This is a genomic window from Kineosporia sp. A_224 (assembly GCF_002198655.1).
Lineage (GTDB): Bacteria > Actinomycetota > Actinomycetes > Actinomycetales > Kineosporiaceae > R-H-3.
In genome coordinates this window covers 1-17,510 of record NZ_MWLN01000048.1, presented here as the reverse complement: position 1 = coordinate 17,510, position 17,510 = coordinate 1, and the positions used below count along the sequence as shown (strand labels likewise).

At 77.0% G+C, this 17,510-nt stretch carries 13 protein-coding genes and 2 pseudogenes; 7 read left to right on the top strand and 8 right to left on the bottom strand.

Annotated features, from left to right (window positions below; all coding sequences use genetic code 11):
* Nucleotides 1–598, bottom strand: a pseudogene (locus EDJALFJO_RS03865) (hypothetical protein); the annotation flags it as partial.
* A gap of 330 nt (nucleotides 599–928) precedes the next feature.
* Between EDJALFJO_RS03865 and EDJALFJO_RS03855 the strand changes: the two are divergent.
* Together EDJALFJO_RS03855 and EDJALFJO_RS03850 are read left to right on the top strand one after the other, a co-directional pair.
* Nucleotides 929–5,389 carry an AAA domain-containing protein gene (locus tag EDJALFJO_RS03855; protein WP_088282410.1) on the top strand — a complete coding sequence of 1,487 codons (4,461 nt, stop codon included), beginning with the start codon at nucleotides 929–931 and terminating at the stop codon, nucleotides 5,387–5,389.
* A 24-nt stretch (nucleotides 5,390–5,413) separates the two neighbouring features.
* Complete coding sequence (locus tag EDJALFJO_RS03850) at nucleotides 5,414–5,641, top strand: hypothetical protein (protein WP_088282408.1); 228 nt, start codon at nucleotides 5,414–5,416, stop codon at nucleotides 5,639–5,641.
* A gap of 75 nt (nucleotides 5,642–5,716) precedes the next feature.
* Here EDJALFJO_RS03850 and mscL read toward each other — a convergent pair whose 3' ends face one another.
* The 3 genes from mscL to EDJALFJO_RS03835 form a co-directional block, all read right to left on the bottom strand.
* Nucleotides 5,717–6,118: a large conductance mechanosensitive channel protein MscL gene (mscL, locus tag EDJALFJO_RS03845; protein WP_088282406.1), complete on the bottom strand. Its 402-nt coding sequence runs from the start codon at nucleotides 6,116–6,118 to the stop codon at nucleotides 5,717–5,719.
* A 115-nt stretch (nucleotides 6,119–6,233) separates the two neighbouring features.
* Nucleotides 6,234–6,968 (bottom strand): SAF domain-containing protein, encoded by a 735-nt coding sequence (locus EDJALFJO_RS03840; RefSeq protein WP_088282404.1) that lies wholly within the window; start codon nucleotides 6,966–6,968, stop codon nucleotides 6,234–6,236.
* Nucleotides 6,969–7,080: 112 nt separating this feature from the next.
* Nucleotides 7,081–7,923 (bottom strand): S-methyl-5'-thioadenosine phosphorylase, encoded by an 843-nt coding sequence (locus EDJALFJO_RS03835; protein WP_088282402.1) that lies wholly within the window; start codon nucleotides 7,921–7,923, stop codon nucleotides 7,081–7,083.
* A gap of 115 nt (nucleotides 7,924–8,038) precedes the next feature.
* Here EDJALFJO_RS03835 and EDJALFJO_RS35345 point away from each other — a divergent pair, with 115 nt between their 5' ends.
* Nucleotides 8,039–8,293: a hypothetical protein gene (locus tag EDJALFJO_RS35345; protein WP_233149664.1), complete on the top strand. Its 255-nt coding sequence runs from the start codon at nucleotides 8,039–8,041 to the stop codon at nucleotides 8,291–8,293.
* A gap of 62 nt (nucleotides 8,294–8,355) precedes the next feature.
* Here the strand turns inward: EDJALFJO_RS35345 and EDJALFJO_RS35340 are convergent.
* Nucleotides 8,356–8,448: pseudogene (locus EDJALFJO_RS35340) on the bottom strand (FmdB family zinc ribbon protein); the annotation flags it as partial.
* A gap of 174 nt (nucleotides 8,449–8,622) precedes the next feature.
* Here EDJALFJO_RS35340 and EDJALFJO_RS03825 point away from each other — a divergent pair.
* From EDJALFJO_RS03825 to EDJALFJO_RS03815, 3 genes are read left to right on the top strand one after another with little or no spacing between them, the layout of a single operon-like run.
* Nucleotides 8,623–9,453: a TetR/AcrR family transcriptional regulator gene (locus EDJALFJO_RS03825; RefSeq protein WP_198949974.1), complete on the top strand. Its 831-nt coding sequence runs from the start codon at nucleotides 8,623–8,625 to the stop codon at nucleotides 9,451–9,453.
* Nucleotides 9,454–9,455: 2 nt separating this feature from the next.
* On the top strand, nucleotides 9,456–9,824 hold the full coding sequence (locus tag EDJALFJO_RS03820) for a DUF2568 domain-containing protein (protein ID WP_088282398.1): 369 nt from the start codon (nucleotides 9,456–9,458) through the stop codon (nucleotides 9,822–9,824).
* 9 nt (nucleotides 9,825–9,833) lie between these two features.
* Nucleotides 9,834–10,577 (top strand): dienelactone hydrolase family protein, encoded by a 744-nt coding sequence (locus tag EDJALFJO_RS03815; RefSeq protein WP_088282396.1) that lies wholly within the window; start codon nucleotides 9,834–9,836, stop codon nucleotides 10,575–10,577.
* Between the two features lie 13 nt (nucleotides 10,578–10,590).
* On the opposite strand, the gene EDJALFJO_RS03810 is transcribed toward EDJALFJO_RS03815, so the two are convergent.
* Nucleotides 10,591–12,120, bottom strand: a complete 1,530-nt coding sequence (locus EDJALFJO_RS03810; RefSeq protein WP_198949973.1) for a potassium/proton antiporter — start codon at nucleotides 12,118–12,120, stop codon at nucleotides 10,591–10,593.
* A gap of 169 nt (nucleotides 12,121–12,289) precedes the next feature.
* Between EDJALFJO_RS03810 and EDJALFJO_RS03805 the strand changes: the two genes are divergently transcribed.
* Nucleotides 12,290–14,911: a penicillin acylase family protein gene (locus EDJALFJO_RS03805; protein WP_198949972.1), complete on the top strand. Its 2,622-nt coding sequence runs from the start codon at nucleotides 12,290–12,292 to the stop codon at nucleotides 14,909–14,911.
* Here the strand turns inward: EDJALFJO_RS03805 and EDJALFJO_RS03800 are convergent.
* Entirely contained in the window at nucleotides 14,797–16,011 is a 1,215-nt protein-coding gene (locus EDJALFJO_RS03800; protein ID WP_088282392.1) for an alanine racemase, read from the bottom strand. The genes EDJALFJO_RS03805 and EDJALFJO_RS03800 overlap by 115 nt on opposite strands.
* Nucleotides 16,008–17,201 carry a peptidoglycan bridge formation glycyltransferase FemA/FemB family protein gene (locus EDJALFJO_RS03795; protein WP_158220277.1) on the bottom strand — a complete coding sequence of 398 codons (1,194 nt, stop codon included), beginning with the start codon at nucleotides 17,199–17,201 and terminating at the stop codon, nucleotides 16,008–16,010. The genes EDJALFJO_RS03800 and EDJALFJO_RS03795 overlap by 4 nt, the downstream gene beginning before the upstream one ends.
* Between the last annotated feature and the right edge of the window lie 309 nt (nucleotides 17,202–17,510).

Sequence of the window (17,510 nt, the reverse complement as noted above, 5' to 3'; positions counted from 1 at the left end):
GGCGGGGGAGCGCGGCGGTGCGCGGTGCGGCGCCGCGGCGGACGACGCGGACGCTGCGGACCCGGGAGCCGCCGGCGGCGAGGACGGTGGGGTTCGTCGTCCGTGACGACGGGCCTGACGACGGGCCTGACGACGGGCCGGACGACGTGCCGGACGACGTGCCGGACGCCGGGCCGGACGCCGCCCGGGCGGTGCCGAGCGAGGCCTCGACGAGGCTGCCCGTCGGGACCCCGGCGAGGTCGGCGGCCCGGACCTGGACGCGGCGGGCGCCCGAGCGGAGGAACGTGAGGACGGCGGGAGCCTCGCCCGGGCCGTGCGCGTGCGCCGTGAGGCCGTTCGCGGCCGTCACCCGCCCGCCAGGGCCGTGGGCGTGCTCGACGAGGTCCCTGCCCTCGACCGCGACCCGCTCGACGGTGCCGCGGACGACCGTCCCCGCGCCGGGGGCGGTGTCGGTGCCGAGCGGCCCGGTGGCGCGCGGGGCCGGCGCCCGGCCGGACGCGATCGCGGACGCGCCGGACCCGGCGGCGAGCGTGCCGGCGACCGCGAGCACGGCGACGACGACGTGCCGGCGGCGGGGCCGGCGGAGTCCGGGCTGCATGACGCTCCTCGGGGCGGACGGTGTCGTCGTCCTTCTCGGGGCGCGGGCCGGGGTCCTTGAGCCGAACAGGTGGTCCTCACCCGTCTGCCGTCACCGTCCGTGCCGGTCCCCGCCCGCTGCGCGCCCGCGCTACGCCGTCCGGTACACGCTGTCGTTCACCCGTCCGGCCCTGTCGGACACGCACCCGACAGGTGCACACGCAGCGACACCGTCGATCGACGTCCAGTGATCTCCGCGGCGTGTCCGGTGCGGACATGCGGTCGCAGACCCGTCGCCGACGCGCCGAGGCCGTGCCCCGGCGGACGGCGCGAAGGCGGTTAGCGTGGAGCAGTGGCTGACGGACCGGGGACCCGCGCGACGCTCGACGCGTGGCGGGAGAGTCTTGCCGCGGCGCACCTGCCGGACACCCTCCTGGTGCTCGGCGACGCGGCGGCGGACGCCCTCGACCTGACGAACGCCCACCCCTCGGGGATCGCGGCGCTCCTCGCGGGCCGGCCGACCCGGTTGTCGATGCTCATCCGCGAGCCCGAGGCGCACGCCGCGGCCCGCCGCCGGGCCCGGGCGATCCGGGCGACGGCGGGGACGTCGTCCCACGACCGGGGGATGCGCGCCGGCTACCTCGCCGCGGGCATCGCGACCTGGCTGCCCGCCGCCACCCCCGGCGCGATCGTCGACACCGTCGGCCCGGCGACCGAGCCGATCAGCGCGCCGGTGCTCCTGCGCGGCTGCACGCTGCGGCCCTGCGACGCCGGCCACGAGGACTACGACCTCGACCTCGAGGACGCCGCCGTCGTCAACCCGCGCCTCGTGCGCCGGCTCGAGGTCGAGTACGGGATCCGGCTCGACGGCGAGGCGCTCGGGCACCTCGCGTTCGGGCTCGCCGGGTTCGACCCGCGCCCCGTGCACGCGCGGATCGAGGAGCTCTGCGAGCAGGTCCCGCGCTTCTCCATCGACAGCCGGCTGCTCGTCGGGGTGTTCACCTCGGGCTCCGGTGCGCTCATCGCCGACCTCGACGCCGCCGGGCCCGCGATCGACGCGCACCCGGTCGTCGGGCCGATCCTGCGCTCGGAGGACACCGGCGCCTCCCGCACGCTGCGCCAGATCAACCCGCGGACCGTCGCCGACGAGGACCCGGAGACGGCCCCCGACGCCGACGCGGGCGTGCTCGACCTCGACGCCGGCCAGCGCAAGGCGGTGACGGCCGCGCTCGCGGGCGAGGACGTCGTCGTCGAGGGCCCGCCCGGCAGCGGGCTCACCCACACCCTCGCCGCCGGGATCGCCGGCCTCGTCGTCCGCGGCGAGCGCGTGCTCGTCGTCACCCCGCACCGTGCCACCGCCGACGCGCTCATCAGCCGGCTGCGCTCGGCCGGCGTCGGGGACTGCGTGCTCGACCTGCACGACGGCGCGGGGGACCGGGCCGCCGTCCTCGCCGGGCTGCGCAGCTCCCTGGACGCCGCGGTGGGCGGGGCGGCCCAGCAGAGCGCCGAGACCGGTGCGGGTGCCCGTGGCGCCACCGACCGGGTGCTCGCGCGCTGGCGGGAGGCGACGTCCACCCTCGCCGACGCGACCGCCGCCCTCCACGAGGTCCGCGCGCCCTGGGGCGTCAGCGCCTACGACGCGATGGTCGCGCTCGCCGGGCTCATGGCGTCCGCGCACGCGCCCCGGACCCGGGTGCGGCTGACCCGCGAGGTGACCAGGCGGCTCGACGCCGACAGCCGCGAGGCGCTGCGGACCGACCTGCGCGACGTCGCGTCGCTGCGGGCCTTCACCCTGACCCGGGTCGACACCCGCTGGCTCGACGCCCGGGTGCGCTCCGACACCGACGCCGAGAACGCGCTCGCGGCGGCGGTCGCCGCCCGCGACGGCCTCGGCCGGGCCCGCCGCGACATGGCCGCCGTCGCCCAGGCCGCCGGGCTCGCCGCTGCGAAGACCGCCGGGGACTGGCGGCCGCGGCTCGACCTGCTCCTCGGTGTCCGCGACACCCTCGACATGCTCCTGCCGGCCGTCTTCGAGCAGCCGCTCGGGGACCTCATCGCCGCGGTCGGCCCGGACGGCGGCCCGCCGGACGCCGGCCGGCTCGCCCGTCGGTCGCTGCGCCGCCGCGCGAAGAACCTCGTGCGCCCCGGCGTCCACGTCGAGGACCTGCACAGCGCGCTCGTCGCGGCCCAGGAGCAGCGGGTCCGCTGGCTCGAGCTCGCCGACGTCGAGGGCTGGCCGCGGGTGCCGACCGGGCTCACCGACGCGCAGGTCGCCGTCGAGTCCGTCGAGGCGGCGCTCGCCGTGCTCATGCACGCGCTCTCCGGCACCGGCACCCCGGACCTGCTCAAGCTCCCGCTCGACAAGCTCGAGCAGCGGCTCGCCGACCTCGCCGCCGACCCGGACGGCGTCCGCGACCAGCCCCGCCGGACGCTCCTGCTCGACCGGCTGCGGGACGCCGGGCTCGGCGACCTGCTCGCCGACCTGCGGACCCGGCGCTGCGAGGCCGAGGACGTCGACGGCGAGCTCGACCTCGCGTGGTGGACGAGCGTGCTGGAGTCGATCATCCGCGGCGACGAGCGGCTCGCCCGGCACGACGCCCAGAAGATGCGCGACCTCGTCGAGTCGCTCCGCGACCTCGACGGCCGGCTCGTCGCCGCGACCGCGACCAAGGCCGCGACCGCCGTCCAGGGCCGGGTCCGCGCCGCGCTCGACGCGCACCCGGACCAGCTGCGCTGGCTGCAGGTCGAGGTCGTCCGCGGGCAGCGGTCGGCGTGGCCGCACGACCTGTTCCGGCACGGGCCGGCCGTCGTCGGGGCACTGCGCCCGGTCTGGGTGATGAGCCCCGACACCGTGGCCCGCGTGCTGCCCCCGGCGGACGCCGGCAAGCCCCTCGTCGACGTCGTCGTCGTCGACGACGCGGGCCAGGTCGGCCTCGCCGAGGCGGTCGCCGCGCTCGCCCGCGGCCGCCGGGTCCTCGTCGCCGGTGACCGGCGCCGGCTCCCGCCCGCGACCGGCGGCGCCTCCGTGCTCGCCGCGCTCGCCGAGCGGCTGCCCGTGCACCGGCTCGACCGCGCGCACCGGGCCCGGGACGCCCGCCTCGTGGCGCCGATGCGCACGAGCTACCCCGAGGGCTGGCGCTGCACGCCGGGTGCCGCCGTCGAGCGCCCGTTCCACCTCGTGCACGTGCCCGACGGGATCGGCGTCCCCGCGCCCGGCGAGGAGTTCGCCGTGAGCTCCCAGCAGGAGGTCCGGCGCGTCGTCGAGCTCGTCGCCGACCACGCCGCGACCCGGCCGGGGCAGTCGCTGCTCGTCGTGACGCTCGGCGCCCGGCACGCCGAGCGGATCGAGGAGGCGCTGCGGCAGGCCGTCACCGAGCTGCCGCACCTCGCGCGGTGGCTCGACGTGCACTGGACCGGGGACATCGACGAGCCGTTCCTCGTGCGACCCGTGCATCGGATCGCGGGCATCGAGCGGGACGCCGCGATCGTTTCGATCGGCCTGGCCCGCACGCCGCACGGCCGGATCATGCACCGCTTCGGGGTGCTCGACGGCCGGTTCGGCCGGGCTTGCCTGCTCGCGGCGCTGTCCCGGTCGCGCCGGCAGACGACGCTGGTCTGCAGCTTCTCCGCCGACGAGCTGTCGCCCGAGCGGACCCGCACGGACGGCGCCCGGATGCTCCGCGAGGTGCTCGGCTTCGCCGGCCGCTCCGGGATCACCGGCGCCGACCCGACCCGCCCCGGGCTGCTCGGGCTCGAGCGCTCGCCGCGCCCGCCGGACGCCCTCGTCGAGGACCTCTGCTCGCGGCTGAGCGCCGTCGGGATGCCGGTGCTCGGCAACCTGCCCGCGCCGGACTGGCCCCTCGACATCGCCGTGCTCGACGGGCTCGTCCCCGGCCGCGGCCTGCTCGCGGTCGAGGTCGACGGGCCCGCGTATGCCGGCTGCCCGAGCGTGCGGTTCCGGGACCGGCAGCGCCGGCAGGCCTGGGAGCGGGCGGGCTGGGTGCACGTGCGGGTCGCCGCGATGGACCTGTTCTGCGACCCCGACGCCGAGGTCGAGCGGATCCACGACGCGTGGCGCGCCGCGGGTGGGCTGCCCGCGTCGGTCGTACCCGCGGACGTGCTGCCCGTCGTCGCCGTCCGCGACCCGTTCCCGGACGTCGCGACCGGGCTGCCGCCGTCGGCGTACGGGCCGACCGAGCTCGAGTCGGTCGCGACGTGGGTCGTCTCGGACGGCGTCCAGCGCGCCGACGAGGAGGTCGCCCACTCGGTGCGCGAGGCGCTGGGCATCGTCGAGCGCGGCGGCCGCGCGGACCTGCTCGTGGCCGCCGCGGTGCGCGCGGTCAACCCGCGGGTCGCCCTGGCGAACGCCGTCACCGAGCCCGTCGACCCGGTCGACCCGATGACCGTCGCCCCCGTCGCGGAGGTCGGCACCGGCTGGCCGAGCGTCGACCTCGGGCTCGGGGCACCGGTCCCGCCGGCCGTGGCGGACGTTCCGGCGGCGGATGTTCCGGCGGCGGAGGTCGGAGCGGATACCCCCGAGGCCGTAGTGGCCGTCGCGGGGGCGGCCGATGCCGTGACCGCAGGCACCGGCGAGAACAGCGACGAGGACAGCGAGCCCGGTGGCGAGCCCCGTGGCGAGGGCAGGGACGAGGCCGCTGGCAGCGAGGCGGCGACCCGGCTCGACGCCGACGCGGCCGCCCCGATGGACCTCGACGAGGTGGCGCGGGCCGCCGCGGACGACGCGGTCGCGCGTGAGGCCGACCGGGTGCGCGACCTCGTGACCGCCGAGGCGGACTCCGGCCGACGCGGCTGACCTGCGACGAGGCACGATGGGGACATGAACGACCCCGATCCGCCCGCCGCCGGTCCCGACGAGCCGACGCACGGGCCGACTGAGGCCCCGGCCGGCGAGCCGGGTGCGGAGCCGACCGACGCCGAGGCGCTCGTCCGGCTCGTCGCGCCGCTGCGACGAGCGCCGCGGCGGGTCGACCCGGAGGACTGGTCCCGCTCCGGCGGGGACGACGACGAGCGGTACCAGCGCGAACGCCCGCCTCACTGGGAGTGAGACGGGCGTCCCGGCCCTCGTGCTGGGGGCCGACGTGCGGCTGCTGCTGCGGGCCCGGGAGGGCCGGACGCAGCGTCAGGCGTTGTTCTGCGCGCGGAGCAGGTCGCGGATCTCGGTGAGCAGGAGGACGTCCTCGGCCGGGGCGGCCGGCTCCTCGACGAGGCCCTTCTTGCGGCGCTCCTGGAGCTTGTTCATCGGGACGACGAGGATGAAGTAGACGACGGCCGCGATGATGACGAAGTTGATCGCCGCGCTGATGACGGCGCCGAAGTCCACGAACGTCTCCTTGACGCCCTTGTCGCCGAGCTGGATGCCCCAGCCGATCTCGCCGCCGCCGCCGAACGAGGCGACGATCGGGTTGACGATGCTCTCGACGAACTTCGTCACGATGGCGCCGAACGCACCGCCGATGACGACCGCGACCGCCAGGTCGACGACGTTGCCGCGCATGATGAACTCGCGGAAGCCCTTGATCATGTGTGTCTCCTCAGCCGATCCCGGACGGCGGGGCGCGTGCCCGGTTCGCCCGCACCCTAGCGAGATCCGGTAGCGCTTTCACGAACCGTGGCCGTCACGGCGCCGACCTTTTCGATCATGGTGAGACGACGACGACGGTGAGTGACCGTCCCACGGCGGCAGCGAGCCGGGAGGCGGCCGCCCGGTCGGCGGCGACGACGAGCACACCGGCGGTGTCCGTGGGGGTCGAGCCGGGCGCGGTGCCGACGCCCCCGAGCAGGCTGCTCGCGCCGTCGGCCTCGCCGCCGTCGGTGCCACCGCCGTCCGATGGCCCGGCACCGGGCACGGCGAGCACGACGAGGCCCTGCGCGAGCGTGGTCGCGCTGCCGGCGGGCGCGTCGACGTCAGCAGCGACGGCCGGTGCGGAGTCGGTCGCCGGACCGGCGAGGACGTCCACCCGGTCGCCGGGCCGGACCGCGATCACCGCGGCCGGGTCCGCCGTCCGGACCGTGACGACGACCGAGCCCGGCGGCCGGCGCGCGGAGCCGGGCCCGACGATGCGGACGTCGGTGAACGGCTCGCCGCGGCGCACCGGGGCGGCGAGCACCGAGCCCGCGGCCGGAGGGGTGGCGCCGTCGGGGCGGGCCCCGGCCGGCACCCGCACGGTCGTGAGGTCCCCCGGCGTCAGCGGGACGCCCGCCGCGAGGTCGCGGGCGGCGACGGTGAGCAGGGTCGTGGCCGGTGGCGGCGGGGCGACGGCCCTGACCCCGGCCCAGACGGCGACGGCGGTGCAGAGGGCGGCCAGGGGACGGCGGCGCCGGCGCAGGGCACGCCGGACCGCCCGCCCCGTCGGCCGGGGGCGGCGGGTCACGAGGGTCTCCGGGGGAGAGGCGACGGTGAGGACGGAGCGGGAAGGAGGCGCGAACGAAGCGGGAAGCGGCGGGAGGGAGCCGGGGGACGAACCGCGGGGAGCGGCCGACCGGCTAGGGCAGCTCGAAGGGCAGCGGCAGCCCGTCGACCGCCTGCCGGCAGGTGCAGGCGTCGTCCGTGGGGAGCGCCTCGACGACGCCGACGAGCATCGCCTTGAGCCGCTCGACGGAGCGGCCGAACACCTCGAAGACCTCGGCGTGCGTCACGCCGTCGCCCGTCTCGACGCCCGCGTCGAGGTCGGTGACGACGGCGATGCTCGTGTAGCAGAGCGCGAGCTCGCGGGCGATGCCCGCCTCCGGGGCACCGGTCATGCCGACGACGTCGGCTCCGGCGGCGGCGTGCCAGCGCGACTCTGCCCGGGTGGAGAACCGGGGCCCGTTGATGACGAGCAGCGTGCCGCCGTCGTGCGCGGGCCAGCCGGACGCGACCGAGGCGCCCAGGGCCGCGGCCCGGCCACGGGCGCAGTACGGGTCCGCGAAGGCGACGTGGACGACGGTGCCGGGGGCGTCGTAGACGGTGTGCTCGCGGCCCCAGGTGCGGTCGATGAGCTGGTCCGGCACGACGAGGGAGCCGGGGCCGAGGTCTGTGCGCATCGACCCGACGGCGCACGGGCCGAGCACCTGCCGGACGCCGAGGCTGCGCAGCGCCCAGAGGTTGGCCCGGTAGTTGACCCGGTGCGGCGGGAACCGGTGGTCGCGCCCGTGCCGCGGGACGAAGGCGACGCGGCGGCCGGCGACCTCGCCGACGACCGGCGGGGCGCTCGGCGGGCCGAAGGGGGTCTCGACGGGGACCTCGCGGGCACCGTCGAGCCAGGAGTAGAAGCCGGAGCCGCCGATGACCCCGATCTCGGCGACAGGGGCCCCGGTGCCGGCGGGGGTGGTCGGCGTCTGCGTCATGGGCGGGACGTTATCCGGCCGCGCCGACCGCTGGCTGCCCGTGCCGCCCGCCCCTGTGGACAGCGGCGCCGATCCCCGGCCTGTGGACGGGTCGAGCCGGGCTCAGGCGGCGGACGTGCTGCCCGACGACCCGCCAGAGGAGCCGGACGACGAGGCGGACGACGAGCCGGACGACGAGGAGCCCGAGGACGAGGAGCCCGAGGACGAGGAGCCCGCCGAGGCGCCCGACGTGGCCGGCGTCGCCGGGGCCTTCGTGTCGGACGTCGAGTCCGACGAGCCGGAGGACGAGTCCGACGAACCGGACGACTCCGATGAGGACGACGTGCTCGGCGACGTCCCGCTGCCGCTGCCGCGCGAGTCGGTGCGGTAGAAGCCCGAGCCCTTGAAGACGATGCCGACCGAGTTGAAGAGCTTGCGCAGCTTGCCGGCGCACTCCGGGCAGTCGGTGAGTGCGTCGTCCGTGAAGGCCTGCTGCGCCTCGAAGCGGTGGTCGCACGCGGTGCACGCGTAGGCGTACGTCGGCACGTTGCCCTCCTGGAGCGGTGTTCGGCGGTCGTGGGCGCGGGGCCCGGACGACTGGCTCGGTGGTGTCGTGGTCGTTCTTTAGCACTCCAACACGACGAGTGCCAATCCTATGCCACCCGAACGACCCGCGTGGCCCACGGACCCACAGGGTGGCGGATTGTTAGCGTTCGGTGCGTGCCGACCGCTCTCGACCAGTCCACCGGCCTCGCCGTCCGGCCGGCGGCCGGACCGCCGCCCGCCGTCCTGACGGCAGGTGCCGCGCCCGTGGCCGTCCCGCCCGCCCGGCGCGGCGGCCGGGCCGGTCTCACGCCGGCCGCGGTCGTCGCCGAGGCGGCCAGGGTCGCCGACGAGGCGCGCGACGCCCGGGTGCCGCTCGCGACCGTCGCCGACCGGCTCGGCGTCCGGCTGCCGAGCCTCTACAAGCACATCGCCGGTGCCGAGGGCCTGCGGCGCGGGCTCGGCCGGCTCGCCGCCGAGGGCCTGCGGGCCGCGCTCGACGAGGCGCTCGGGGTGCTCGACGCCGAGGACACCCGGGACGACGCCGACACCGACGCCGACGGTGCCGCGCCGGCGGGAGCGTCCGCCCGCAGCCGCCGGCTCACCGCCGTCGCGACCGCCTACCGCGCGTGGGCCGCCGAGCGACCCGGCCTCTACCTCGCGCTCGCGACCGCCCCGCACCCGGACGACCCGGAGCACGCCGCGGCCGTCGCCGCGGTGACGCAGCGCCTCGTGGAGGTCGTCGTGCTCTACGGCGCGAGCGGGGACGACGACGTGCTGGACGGCGTCCGCCTGCTGCGCAGCGCGCTCCACGGCTTCGCCTCGCTCGAGGGGACGGGCGGGCACGGCGTCCCGGACGCCGTCGACCGCACCTTCGCCCGGCTCGTGGCCCTCCTCGACGCCGGGCTCGCCGCACCGGCCCCGCAGCCGGCTACGAGTCCGGTCCCGCAGCCGGTCCCGCAGTCGGTCCCGCAGTCGGTCCCGCAGCCGGCCGCCGACCGGGTCTGACCGTGCGGGTCGTCGCGGCGGCGAACCTCGGGCTCGCGTTCGCGCTCGAGATGGTCGCCCTCGTCGGGCTCGTGCTCGTCGGCTGGCGGCTCGACGCCGCGCTGCCGCTGCGCCTGCTCGGCGCGGCCGCCCTCCCGGTGCTCCTCGGCGTCGTCTGGGGCCTACTGCTCGCGCCGCGCGCGACGCGGTTGCTGCGTGGCGCCGTCCACGTCGTCGTCAAGGCGGCGGTGCTCCTCGCGGTCGCCGCGGCGGTCACCGCCTCGGGCCTGGGCTGGGGCCCCTGGTACGGCCTCGCCGTGGTCGTCCACCTCGCCCTCGCGGTGGTGCTGCGCCAGGTGCCGCGGGCTGACAGCACGACGGGCGCGCCCTAACGTGCGTCCATGACGACGCAGCAGGTGGACCTCACCGACCTCGCCGGCCCGACCGGCTCGCGCCGGCTCACCGGCCACCTGGCCCGCCCGCAGGGGGAGGGGCCGTTCCCCGGGGTCGTCGTCGTCCACGAGGCGTTCGGCGTCGACGACGTCATGCTGCGCCACACCGAGCGGGTGGCCGCGATGGGCTACCACGCGCTCATGCCGGACCTCTTCAGCGACGGCGGTGCGGTGCGCTGCCTCGTCTCGACGTTCCGTGCCCTGAAGGCCGGCAGCGGCAAGCCGTTCGTCGACGTCGACGCCGCCAAGCGCTTCCTCACCGCCCTGCCGGACAGCACCGGGAAGGTCGGCGTCATCGGCTTCTGCATGGGCGGCGGGTTCTGCCTCGTGCTGGCGGGCAAGGGGTTCGACGCCGTCGCGCCGAACTACGGGCCGGCGTTCGGCAACCTCGAGGCGGCGCTGCAGGGCTCGTGCCCGGTCGTCGCGAGCTACGGCGGCAAGGACAAGGGGCTGCTCGGGGTGCCGCCGGTCATCGAGGACACGCTGACGGCGCAGGGGATCCCCAACGACGTCAAGGTCTACCCGGACGCCGGGCACTCGTTCCTCAACGACGCCCCGAACGGGCCGCGCCTGCTGCGCCCGGTCATGCGGCGCTCGCACGTCGGCCCGGAGCCGGTCTCGGCCGCCGACGCCTGGGACCGGATCGAGGCGTTCTTCGCCGTCCACCTCAAGGGCGCGGCACCCGCCGCCTGACCGGTGAGGTCCGTCAGGTCCGCCCGGGACGCATCGCGTCCGGGCCGAGCCGCCGGTACCAGCCGGCGAGCTTGCCCCCGGCGCTCACCTCACGCAGCCGGCGCTCGGCGACGGGACGGGCCGCGGCGGACGCGACGATGATCATCTCGTCCCCGTGTCGCAGCATGGTCCGCGGCGTCGGGACGAACGGCTCGCCGCCCCGCACGACGAGGGTGATGTTGCACCGCTCGGGCAGCCGCAGCTCGAAGATCTCGACGCCGTGCAGCCGCGAGGTCGGCCCGATCCGCATCTGGACGACGTCCGCGTCGAGCGCGCCGAGCGGCGACGACTCGACGTCCAGGTCGACGATCGTCTCCCCCTGCGACAGCGCCAGCCGGCGCGCGACCCACGGCAGCGTCGGGCCCTGGACGAGCGTGAAGACCACGACGAGGACGAAGACGAGGTCGAAGATGCCCGTCGCGTCGACGAGGCCGGCCGTCGCGGGCACGGTCGCGAGGACGACGGGGACGGCGCCGCGCAGCCCGGCCCACGACAGGAAGGCCTGCTCCCGCAACGGGAACCGGAACCAGGACACCGACGCGAGCACCGACAGCGGCCGCGCGACGAGGAGCAGCACGAGGCCGACGACGAGCGCGCCGACGACGTGGTCGGGCAGCCGGAACGGGTCGGCGAGCAGCCCGAGCAGCACGAACAGGCCGATCTGGGCGAGCCAGCCCAGGCCCTCGGCGAACCCGCGGACGGCGGCCCCGTGCGGCAGCCGGACGTTGCCGAGGGCGAGGCCCGCGACGTACGTCGCGAGGAAGCCCGAGCCGTGCAGCGCGTCCGCCGCGCCGTAGGCGAGGACGACGAGGGCGATGACGGCGATCGGGTAGAGGCCTGACGCCGGCAGCGCGACCCGGCGCAGCGCCAGCGCGCCGAGCCGGCCCACGCCGACGCCGATGACGACACCGATCGCGAGCTCGCCGACCGCCTCGAGGGCGAGCAGCCACCACGCGTGGGTGGGCTCTTCCGGGTGCGCGGCGATCTCGGTGAGCGCGATGACGGCGATGACGACCGGGGCGTCGTTGAAGCCGGACTCCGCCTCGAGCAGGCCGACGAGGCGCGGCGGAAGCGGCAGCCCGCGCAGGACCGAGAAGACGGCCGCGGCGTCCGTGGAGGAGACGACCGCCCCGATGAGCAGCGCGACGGGCCACTCCAGGCCCAGCAGGTAGTGCGACGCGGTGCCCACGACCCCGATCGACACGACGGTGCCGACGGTGGAGAGGACGGCGGCCGGTCCGACGACGTCCTTGATCCGCGACCAGCGCGTGGTGAGACCACCCTCGGCGAGGATGAGCACGAGCGCGGCGTAGCCGAGCACCCCGGTGAGCTGCTGGTCGTCGAACTCCAGGCCCAGCCCGCGCTCGCCGATGGCGAGGCCGAAGAAGAGGTAGACCAGCAGCGAGGGCAGCCCGGTCCGGACCGACAGCCGGACCGCGAAGACGGCGAGGAGCAGGACGAGCGCGCCCCCGAGCAGCACCAGGCCCAGCTCGTCGACCGTCACCGGCGGCTCCCCGGCACCGGCGCACGCCGGGCGCCGGTCTGGTGCAGGGGGGTCATGACGACACCTTATGTGCTCGTGCGGGAGCGCACCGTGGTGGACGACGCGCCCGGGGCCGTGCCGTAGGTCACCGGTCGCGGGAGCGTCGGCGCGGTCCCCTACAGTGCGAGCCGTGTCCCGTCGCCGCCCGTGGCGCCTGGTGCTCATCGGGGTGTGCGCGCTCGTCGTCACCCTGCTGGTCGCCGTCGCCGTCCTCACGACGACCGCGGTCCGTCGTCCGCTGCCCGACACCTCCGGCGACCGCGACGTCTCGGGGCTCGACGGGCGGGTGACGGTGCTCCGCGACGAGCGGGGCGTCCCGTCGGTCTACGCGGACACCGCGCTCGACCTCTTCCGGGCCCAGGGGTACGTGCACGCCCAGGACCGCTTCTTCGAGATGGACTGGCGGCGGCACGTCACCGCCGGCCGGCTCTCCGAGCTCGTCGGCCCGAACGAGGACGCGCTGCTCGCCGACAAGGTCGTCCGGACCCTCGGCTGGCGCCGGGGCGCCGCCGCGGAGCTGGCCCAGGCCGAGCCGTCGACGCGGGCCTACCTCGATGCGTACGCCGAGGGGGTCAACGAGTACATCTCGACCCGCTCGCCGGCGCAGCTGTCGCTGCAGTACTCGCTGCTCGGGCTCTCGGTCGACCTGCCGCGGATCGAGCCGTGGACCCCGGAGGACTCCGTCGCGTGGTTCAAGGCGATGGCCTGGGACCTGCGCGGCAACTACGACAGCGAGCTCGCGCGCGCCGAGGCGTTCGGTGCCGTCAAGGACGTCGCGCGGGTCGAGCAGCTGTTCCCGGCGTACCCGTACGCCGAGCACGCGCCGATCCTCGCCGCCGCCGACGTCCGCACCGGCACGCCGTCCGCCGCCCGGCCGGGGACCGCGGACCCGGCCCGGCCGGCAGCGCAGGACGTCACCGCGGCGCTGCGCGGCCCGGACGCCGCCCGGGCCGTCGCGGCGGCCCGGCGGGCCGTGGAGTCGGTGCCCGAGATGCTCGGCGGGACCGACGGCACCGGCTCGAACTCCTGGGTCGTCTCCGGCCGGCTCAGCGCGACCGGGAAACCGTTGCTGGCCAACGACCCGCACCTGTCACCGAGCCTGCCCGGCGTCTGGTACCAGGCCGGGCTGCACTGCCGGGAGGTGAGCGTCCGCTGCCCGTTCGACGTCGCCGGCTTCACGTTCGCGGGCGTCCCGGGTGTCGTCATCGGGCACACCGGGACGATCGCCTGGGGGATGACGAACCTCGGTCCCGACGTCACCGACCTCTACCTCGAGCGCACCCGCGGCGACACCGTCGAGCGCGACGGCGACTACGTGCCGATGACCGTGCGGACCGAGACGATCGCGGTGGCCGGGGCCGACCCGGTGCAGCTCACCGTGCGGTCCACCGAGCACGGTCCGCTCCTCAGCGACGTGCTGCCGTCGGTCGCGGACGCCGGTGCCGCGGCCCCCGCCGGTGGCTCCGGGTACGCCGTCTCGCTCGCCTGGACGGCGCTGACGCCGGGGCACGACATGGACGCCGTCTTCGCCGTCGACACCGCGACCGACTTCGCGTCGTTCCGCCGCGCCGTCCTGCTCATGGACGTCCCCGCGCAGAACTTCGTGTACGCCGACAACCTCGGCGACCACGGCCACGTCGGCTACCAGGCACCGGGCCGGATCCCGTTGCGGGCCACGGTCCGGACCAAGGGCACGGACGGCGCCCGGACCGCCCCGACGGACGGCACGTGGCCGCTGCCCGGCTGGGACTCGCGGTACGACTGGCAGGGCTTCGTCGACACCGCCGACCTGCCGTGGACGCTCGACCCGGACGCCGGCTTCCTCGTGGCCGCGAACCAGGCCGTCACGCCGCGCGGCACGGGCGTGCGGTTCACGAGCGACTTCGACTACGGCTGGCGCTCGCAGCGGATCCGCGACCTCGTCACCGCCCGCACGGCGAACGGCCGGCTCATGACGACGTCCGACATGGCCTCGATCCAGCTCGACACCCGCAACCCGCTGTGGGAGCGGCTCGAACCGGTGCTCCTCGCGGCCGACGTCGACGCGTTCACGGCGCAGGGCCGGGCGCTGCTGCACGACTGGGACGGCAGCCAGCCGGTCGGATCGGCGGCTGCGGCGTACTTCAACGCGGTGTGGGCGAGCCTGCTCGAGCTCACCTTCGACGAGCTGCCCGAGGGGAGCCGGCCGGACGGCGGCGGCCGCTGGATGCAGGTCGTCACCGCGCTCCTCGAACGCCCCCGGGACCCCTGGTGGGACGACCGCTCCACCCCGGGCGTCGTCGAGACCCGGGACGAGATCGTCCTGCGCAGCCTCCAGGAGGCCCGACTGCGGCTGACCCGGGAGCAGGGCAAGGACCCGGCCGGCTGGACCTGGGGCCGCGCCCACACCCTGCGGCTCGCCGCGACGCCGACCGGTGAGGTATCAGCGACGGCGCCGCTGCACCGGCTGCTCAACCGCGGCCGGACCGAGCTGCCCGGCGGCCCGGCGGTCGTCGACGCGCTGGCGTACGACGCGTCGTCCGGCACCTTCGACGTCGTCTCCGCGCCGTCGATGCGGATGGTCGTCGACCTCGCGGACGTCGACCGGTCCCGCTGGGTGAACCAGACCGGCCAGTCCGGCCACCCGGGCAGCGCGCACTACGCCGACCAGCTCGAGGCCTGGGCGACGGGCCGGACGTACCCCTGGCCGTTCGGTGCGGTCGCCGTCCGGCAGGCGGCCGTCGACACGCTCACGCTGAGGCCGCCGGACTGAGGTCCGTCCGCCGTCACGGCGTCGAACCGCGCCGTCGTCATCCGCACCCGGCACGGCAGGCGCTCGCCGACCCGGGGCACCCGGGCCCCGCGGGGCAGGGCGAGCATGCTGACCTGCATGTGCGGGGTGTCGGCGAAGGCGAGCCTGCGGCCGTCGAGCGTGAACGGCGAGCGCCACACGCCGACGAGGGCCGCGAGCGCCTCGACCGCCGCGACCGCCCGGCCGCGCAGCGACGGGGCGGTCGCCCGCAGACCGACGCCGTGCACCGTGCCGCCGCTGACGAGGACGAGCGTCCGGCTCCCGGTCCGTTTGCGGGAGTAGCCGATCCGCGCCCCGAGCGGCACCCGGCGGACGTCGAGGACGGTGCCGGTGACCGTCACCGCACCCGGCGCGCCGAGCCACAGCCGGCTGCCGACCCGCTCCCGGATCCGCAGCTGCGGGGCGGCGCGGACGAGCCGCTGCACCCCGGCCGCCCCGAGATGGCTCACCCACAGGGTCGTCCCGGGGGCCTCCCGGGCGACGGTGACGGCCGCCGCGCGGGCCGGCGCCGGGCCGCCGCGCAGGGGCAGGTGGAGGGCGAGCCCGCGGCACGTCGCGGACCGGCCGGCGCCGTCGTCCCCGAGGGCCCTGAGCCGGTGCAGCGCCGACAGCGCGTGGGCCAGCGGCACGCCCTGCCGGTGCATCCCGGTCTCCACCTCGATGACGAAGGGGTCGAGGCCGTGCCCGGACGCGAGCGCCTCCAGGGCCGCCTCCAGGGCCGGCCCGTCGGCCACGGTCCGCACGACCCGGTGCCGGACGTCGTCCGGGCCCGACGGCGTCCGCAGGTCGTGGCAGGCCTCGAGGACGAGCACGTCGCCGGGGAAGACCGCGGCGACGAGCGCCGCCTCCGCGGGGGTCCCGGCGGCGACGGTGTCGATGCCGCGGAAGGCGCCCCGGGCGACCGAGTCCGCGGCGAGGTCGGCGGTGGCGGCCGCCACGAGGCCGAGCCCGAGGCCGTAGCCGTCGCCCTTGAGGACCGGGACGACCCCGGGCTCCGCCGCGACGACGCGGCGCAGGTGGTCGCGCCAGGCGGCCAGGTCGATGCACGCCGTGAACGTCATCGCGCGGCCGCCCTGCGCCGTTGCCGCTCCCGCACGACGCGGTAGGCGGCCGCCCACCCCGGCCGCAGCCCGAGCTCCCACTCGCCGACGTACTCGACGGCGTCCGCGCCGAGCCCGGCCTTGAAGCGCAGCAGCCCGGAGGCGGGGTCGGACGGCCGCAGCCCCGGCTCGACCCCCCGCAGGTCGTAGAGCGACCCGCCCTGCTCGGCGACCCGCAGCGCGATCGACCAGTGCAGGGCGTTGGCGGCGCGCACCTCACGGTCCCGGGCGGTGGAGGCGCCGTAGAGGTAGCAGACCCGCGGACCGGTCCGCACCGTCACGGCACCGGCGAGGACGGCGCCCTCGTGCACCGCGACGTCGAGCCGGGCCCGCCCGCCGAGCGCGCCGAGCAGCCGCGTGAGGTAGCCGCGGGGCCGGGGCACGAACCCGTGCCGCCGGGCGGTCTCGACGTAGAGGTCCTCGAAGACCGCGACGTCGGTCGGGGTCGCCCGGCGCACCTCGACGCCGGCGGCCTGCGCCCGGGCGAGGTTGCGGCGCCACTGCTGGTTCGTGCCGGCGCGCAGGTCCGCCGCCGACCGGTCCGCGACGTCGAGGACGGCCACGAGCCAGGGCTGCCCGTCGCCGAGGTCCCGCGGGGCCGCCGTCCAGCCGAGCCGGTCGAGGGCGGCGGTCCACCGGGCGCCCTCCGGGTCGGTCCGTGCGGGCGGCACGGCGTCCAGGTCGGCGGCCCCGGCGGCGATCGCGGCCCGGACCCGGGCGGCGTCCCAGACCCGGTGCCGGACGCGCGGCCCGACCCGGAGGGTGAAGGCGCCCTCGGCGCGGACGTGCCGGACGAGCGAGGTGAGGACCGCGCCGGGGTCGGGTGCCTGCGGTGCGGGGAGCATCACCGGGCCCTCGGGCACGTAGGCCAGGGTCCGGCGCGGGGTGAGCCGCGCGGGGCCGAGCGGGAGCCGGCGGTGGAGCACGAGCGCGGCCGCGACGAGCCGCCCGCCGTCGTCGGCCCAGCCGAGCCGCTCGGCCTCCCAGCCGGGCTTCACCGCGGCCCACTCCGGGGTCTGCAGCGCGGAGCCACCGACGAGGTCGACGAACGCGCGCAGCGCCTCGTCGTCGATCGGGATGAGGCGCAGGGCGCCGCCGGCCACGTGGTGCGGCGGGTGCTGCGTGGACTGTCGTTGGTCGAACCCGGACATGAGGCCCCCCGGCCTGTCGCGACGGACGAGTCGCACCTGCGCCGCGGTGCCGTGCCGGGCGGCTCGATGCCGCATACACGATCCAGAGCCGAGAAAGGTTGCGCCGCAGGGGGATCGGAAACCCCCCACGTTGCGCGGCCGCGAGGGCAGGCCTGCCCCGGACACGACCCGGGCGCGCACAACGCAGCCCGCCACCGCCGCGTCCCGCCACCGACGACAGCGCCGGGGGACCGGCCGGGGACAGAGGCGGTGCGTGATGGACGGACGGCGTGGGCGCGGCGGTGGCGGGCTGCGTTGTGCGCGCCCGGG